This is a genomic window from Streptomyces sp. SID5910 (genome assembly GCF_009862125.1).
GTDB lineage: Bacteria > Actinomycetota > Actinomycetes > Streptomycetales > Streptomycetaceae > Streptomyces.
The window spans coordinates 1-5,616 of record NZ_WWHX01001008.1 but is presented as its reverse complement, the minus strand read 5'-3'; the positions used below and the strand labels follow the sequence as shown (position 1 = coordinate 5,616).

Annotated in this window: 4 protein-coding genes and 1 pseudogene; 1 reads left to right on the top strand and 4 read right to left on the bottom strand. The window is 73.2% G+C overall.

Annotated elements, in window-relative coordinates; all coding sequences use genetic code 11:
- The 4 genes and pseudogenes from GTW67_RS35840 to GTW67_RS35825 form a co-directional block, all read right to left on the bottom strand.
- Positions 1–1,172 (bottom strand): AAA family ATPase (locus GTW67_RS35840; RefSeq protein WP_161168883.1); only part of this gene is annotated, 1,172 nt, incomplete at its 3' end.
- Entirely contained in the window at positions 1,169–1,822 is a 654-nt protein-coding gene (locus GTW67_RS35835; protein WP_161168882.1) for a Mov34/MPN/PAD-1 family protein, read from the bottom strand. The genes GTW67_RS35840 and GTW67_RS35835, both read right to left, overlap by 4 nt.
- 46 nt (positions 1,823–1,868) lie before the next feature.
- Positions 1,869–2,714, bottom strand: a complete 846-nt coding sequence (locus GTW67_RS35830) for an MPN domain-containing protein (protein ID WP_161168881.1) — start codon at positions 2,712–2,714, stop codon at positions 1,869–1,871.
- Positions 2,715–3,083: 369 nt separating this feature from the next.
- Positions 3,084–3,372: pseudogene (locus GTW67_RS35825) on the bottom strand (response regulator); the annotation flags it as partial.
- A 547-nt stretch (positions 3,373–3,919) separates the two neighbouring features.
- On the opposite strand from GTW67_RS35825, the gene GTW67_RS35820 reads away from it, so the two are divergent.
- A complete protein-coding gene (locus GTW67_RS35820; RefSeq protein ID WP_161168656.1) occupies positions 3,920–5,416 on the top strand; it encodes an MFS transporter in 1,497 nt (498 codons plus the stop codon).
- Positions 5,417–5,616: the final 200 nt, after the last annotated feature.

The window sequence follows — 5,616 nt, the reverse complement described above, 5'->3', positions numbered from 1 at the left end:
CCGACGAATCCCGACGTACGGGCCGCCAGGTCGCCCAGCAGCGCGTTCCTGGCCGCCTCGTCCTCGGCCGCCAGGGACAGGTCGCGGGTGTGGACCGCGAGGATCGCCCGGCGGTCGTCCTCCGAGGGCAGGGGCATGCGGATGCCCTGGCCGAGCCGGCCCAGGCGCCGGATCGCGGCGTCCACGTCGTCCGGGCGACTGGTCGTGGCGATGATCACGGGCCGGTCCGGCCGGTCGAGCAGCTCGTGCAGCAGACCGAGCATGGAGCCGCCGACCACGGGGGTGTCGCGGGCCGGCGCCAGGTAGTCGACGTCCTCCAGCACCACCAGCCGCGGTGGCGCGCCCTCGGCCACCGGGTGCAGGGCCTCGCGCAGAGCCGCCTCCGCGTCCTCCCGCTGCTGGGTGACCAGGGCCGGCCCGCGCAGGACGACCGTGTCCACCCCGTCCTGGGCGCACCGGGTGCTCACGGCGCGGGCCAGCGTCGTCTTGCCGGTGCCGGGCGGGCCGTGCAGGAGGATGCCCGCCGGGGCGTGGACGCCGAGGCGGCGCAGGTCCTCCGAGCGGCGCAGCGGTACCTCGATCTCCCGTCGCAGCAGGCTCACGACGTCGTCGATGCCGCCGAGGTCCTCGTAGCCGGGCGCCACGGCGCGCAGGGCGGGGGAACGCCGGACCACGACCTCCAGCAGGGGGCCGACCTCGGCGACGGGGACGTCCGCGCCGTCGGTGACGACGCGCTCCACGACGTACTCGCCGTACCCGTCGGTGCCGTCGCCGGCCGCGCCCAGCGGACGGTGGCTGAACCGCAGGCCGGGATAGAGGGGGTAGCGGCCCACGGCGAGGAAGTCGCGCAGCTCGGGGCCGGACGCCGCGGTGCCGCGCGACAGGTCGAGCCGTACCTCGTCGGCCTGCGGCACGGGCCCGTGTTCCCGCTCGACGGTCACCCGGGTGCCGGGCGCCGCGCCCAGCGCCGCGCGCTGCCAGCGGTCGAGGGCGATCTCGGCCGCCGGCCCGAAGCGGTCGGTGAGGTCCCAGGCGACCCGGCAGTGGACGGTGGCGTGGGGCGACGTCACGCGCAGCAGGTCGCCGCCGGCCGCGCCGGGGGCGTTGGTGTAGCAGTGCCCGTGGATCACCTCGTCGTCGGCGAGGGCCCGGATCGTCATGTCCTCGGTCACCGGTTCTCCTCCGTACGGTGGTGGGCCGCCCGCCGCCGGGAGACGCGCACCGAGACGACCGCGCCGCAGCCGACGACGTCCCAGAGGCCGCCCTGGCCGGGCCGGGCGAATCCGCTGAGCACGTCGGCGAGTTTGGCGCCCTGGTTCAGCATCAGGGCCTCCCGGTCGTCGCCCACCCAGAGTCTGCGGGGTACGCACGCCCGCCCCCATCCCGCGATCTGGTGTTCCGGGGCGAACGGGTCGGCGACCAGGGCGACGGCGTCGGCGTCCAGGTCGGTCCAGGTGGTGAGCGTCCGCTCGTCCTGCGCGGAGAGGAAGACCCCCATGTGCGGGTGGCTGTGCACCCAGCCGAGCACCGTGGGCGCGTACGGGCCGATCCGGGTCTCCTCCACGGCCTTCAGGGTGTCGTTCACGCCCTCGACGACCGCGGTGTCGAAGGAGCAGCGGACCGGGGTGGCGATCTGCTGCGGCGGGAACACCGCGGCGGTGATCTCGACCCGGCCCGCGGACCGCTTCCCGACGAGCACGCCGCCGCGCTCCGCGGGGAAGCGGGCGAAGTACGCGAGCAGGGTGGCGCCCCATTCCCGGTCGAGGGCTATGTCGTCTCCGGCGTGGTCCGGCATCTTTCCGCGGCGCGGTGACCTCGGCATCGTTCGTCCCTCGGGTGCTGGGGTGCGGGCGGTGAGTGCCGCGCGGTCATGTCCGGTACGGTTCCGCGCCGACGAGCACGAGGGGCAGGGGCCCGCCCGTCCTGCGGTAGCGCTCCAGCAGGGCGTCCCGGATGGCCCCGGCCGTCCCGGCGGGCAGTACGCCGTCGACCAGGCCGATGGGCAGGGCCTTGCCCCGCTCGTCGAACACGCCGACGCGGTCACCGAGTTCGTCCTTGGTGACGTCGACGACCACGGGACGGAACTCGGGGTCGAGCGCCCGCCACTTCGCGGAGGTGTCGTGGTCGGTGGAGGAGAGGAACACGGACAGGCCGGGGTGGGTGTGCAGCCAGGTGATGCGGACGGCGTCGCGGTGGTCGGGGGCGAGGGAGTCCAGCGCGTCACGGACCCGCTCGACCTCCAGTACGGAGAACTCGCAGCGCACCGCGTTGGCCCACGTCTGCTGCGGCAGTACGGCGCCGACGATGGTCCACATGCCGTCGGCGGTCCGGGCGGTGAGGGCGACGCCGCCCTGTTCCTGCCGGCGCTCGGCGGGTTCGGTGAGCGCCTCGGCGAGGTTGCGCCACAGCTCGGCGTCGATGCCGACCTCGGGGCGGCGCGCGGGCCGGCGGGCTTCGGGGTCCTCGTCGGGGGCCGGTCCGTCGGCGGTGACGAGCGGGGCCGGGTCGGCGGCGTGCGGTGGCTGCGCTGCGGCGGTGGGGAGGGGGCGCGGTTCCGCGCGGGTCGCGCCGTCGTCGGGGTCCTCCCCCGGCCGGCCGGGGTCCTCCTCGGGGCCACCGGAGCCAGCCGCCGGGCCGCCGGAGTTGGCCGCTGGGCCACCGAAGCCGGCCGCCGGGCCGCCCGGCTCTTCCGTCGCCGCGTCGGAGTGCCGCACGGGTTCGTGGGAGGCCGGACCTGGCTCAAGGCCGGCTGAGGTCGCTTCCCCAGGGTCGGAAACCAAGCCGGCTGCGCCCACTTCCCCCGGACCGGACACTGGGCCGGCGTGGCTCGCTTCCCCCGGACCGGGCACTGGGCCGACTCGGGTCGATTCCCCCGGGCCCGGCACCGGGCCGGCTGATGCCGCCGCCGCGCTGCCCGAGCCGGCCGTCCCCGACGGGTCACCCGACTCGCGGCCCGACCGGAGCAGGACGCCCGCCTGGATCAGGGCGACCACGGGAATGACGGCCCAGACGCCCGCGGAGTCGCCGCGGTGCAGCAGGGCCACCGACAGGACGGCGAGCGCCGCGCAGGGCAGCGCGGCCGCCGCCACCGGCGTCCAGGCCGACGACGGTGTCCACCTCGTCGGCGCGGGCGGTCAGGATCAGGATCGGCACGGCGTGCCCTTCGGAGCGCAGCCGGCGGGCGACCTCCAGCCCGTCCATGCCGGGCAGCCCGAGGTCCAGCACCACCAGGTCGATGCCGCCCTGCATCCCGGCGTCGAGCGCGGTGGGGCCGTCCTCACGCACCTCGACCTCGTACCCTTCCCGGCGCAGTGCGCGGGCCAGCGGCTCCGAGATGGACGCGTCGTCCTCGGCGAGCAGTACACGGGTCATGGGCTGATGGTAGTCCGCTCGGAGCAACGCCCGGGGTGTGATCGGGGTGAGGGTCTCTTACCTCCGGACATGCCGGACAGGTCCCGCGGCCGGGCCGGGTGCACGCCCTCCGGCCCGCACTGCCGCCCCGGTGACGGACCTGCGGCTGTGGGGTGTCATCCTGGGAGGGACCTTCGAATGACCGTTCGCGGTTCCGTCGTCACCTGTGATCCGCGTCTCAAGTCCTTCCATACCGGGCGGTGTCCTGCCGTATGGTGAATCAGCGCCTGTAGCACCCAGAGGACCTTTGGCGACAGTTCGACGCTGAAGGTCTCTTTCGTGTGCGGGCCGGTCCACGGCCGGCCTCGAAAGGAATGACCTGTGGCCGGGCCTCATCGCGCGCAGTGAAGCGCGCGGAGGCGTGGATCCCGGTGGTCGCCGTCCATCGCTCCGTGATCCGGGGCGAATCCCTCAGGCGTGGGGTCGGACGGGTGAGGCCGCCGGTGCCGGCTGCCCCCCACCGGGCGCGCATCGCCTCATGAGCGCGTCCCGACAGCAAGGAACGACCATGGCGTCCAGCCTGACGAAGGACTCGGTCCGCCCGGGCACCCCCGGTTCCGAGAAGACCTTCTTCGGCCACCCCCGCGGACTGGCCACTCTCTTCATGACCGAGATGTGGGAGCGTTTCTCCTACTACGGCATGAGGGCTCTCCTCCCGCTGTACCTCGTCGCTCCCGGCGGTCTCGGCCTCAGCGCCGGCACCGCGACCGCGATCTACTCGGTGTACCTGTCGCTGGTGTACCTGCTCACGATGCCGGGCGGCTGGTTCGGCGACCGTGTCTGGGGTCCCCGCAAGACGGTCGCCATCGCCGGCGGCGTCATCATGCTCGGCCACCTCACGCTGGCGCTGCCCACCTCGGGCACCTTCTACGCGGGCCTCGGTCTGGTCGCCATCGGCTCGGGTCTGCTGAAGGCCAACATCTCGACGATGGTCGGCCAGCTCTACGACGGCCCGGACGACCCGCGCCGCGACGGTGGCTTCACCGTCTTCTACATGGGCATCAACCTCGGTGCCTTCATAGCGCCGCTGACCATCGGCACCATCGGTGAGAACGTCAACTGGCACCTGGGCTTCGCGCTCGCGGCGGTCGGCATGGCGCTCGGTGTGATCCAGTTCCTGATCGGCAGCCGCCACCTCGACCCCCACTCGAGCGTCGTCCCGAAGCCGCTGTCGGTGGAGGAGAAGACCTCGACGCTGCGCAAGGCCGCGTTCTGGGCCGCGATCGCCGTCGTCTTCTACGCGATCGTCGGCTTCTCCGGCCACTACACGCTGAACTGGATCCTGGTCCCGCTGACCCTGCTCGGCGTGATCATCCCGATCATGGTGCTCACCCGCATCAAGCGCGACAAGTCGCTGGACCGCGGCGAGCAGTCGAAGATGTCGGCGTACATCTGGTTCTTCGTCGCCGCGGCCGTGTTCTGGATGATCTACGACCAGGGCGGCTCGACGCTGTCGATCTTCGCCGACTCCTCCGCCGAGAACAGCGTCCTCGGCTGGGAGTTCCCGGTCTCCTGGTACCAGTCGGTCAACCCGGTCATCATCATGGCCCTGGCCCCGGTCTTCGCCTCCCTGTGGCTGGCGCTCAACCGCCGCGGCAAGGAGCCGAGCACGGTCGTCAAGTTCTGCGGCGGCCTGGTCCTGGTCGGCGCGTCCTTCTTCCTCTTCCTCGCCCCGCTGGCGATCGCCGACGGCGGTCACAAGGCGGCCGCGATGTGGCTGGTGGCGATCTACTTCGTCCAGACCTGCGGTGAGCTGATGCTCTCGCCGGTCGGCCTGTCGGTCACCACGAAGATGGCGCCGGTGAAGTACGCGTCGCAGATGATGGGCGTCTGGTTCCTGGCCGTCACCGCCGGTGACGCCACGACCGGCCTGCTCTCCATCGCCGGCGTCGACCTGAACAAGACGGGCATCGTCGCCCTGGAGGCCACGCTCGCCGTGGTCGCCGGCGTCGCGATCTGGATGTACCGCAAGCGCGTCAAGGACCTCATGGGCGACGTCCGCTGAGGCCTACCGGCCGCACCTTGCTCTCGGAGGGCCGCCTCATCCACCCCGGATGAGGCGGCCCTCCGGGCGTTTGGGGCCCTACGGCGGCCCGCAGCCGTACGCCGCCACGCCGTTCGCAGCTGCGGGCCGCCGTAGGTGGCTGCGGTGAGCCGCACCGCCGCAGCCCGCCCCGCCACGCTGTCCGTCGCTTGCGAGGCTGC

Coding starts and splice junctions, on each gene's coding strand:
- GTW67_RS35820 (WP_161168656.1), top strand. CDS start 3,920: ATGGCGTCCAGCCTGACGAAGGACTCGGTCCGCCCGGGCACCCCCGGT.
- GTW67_RS35835 (WP_161168882.1), bottom strand. CDS start 1,822: ATGCCGAGGTCACCGCGCCGCGGAAAGATGCCGGACCACGCCGGAGAC.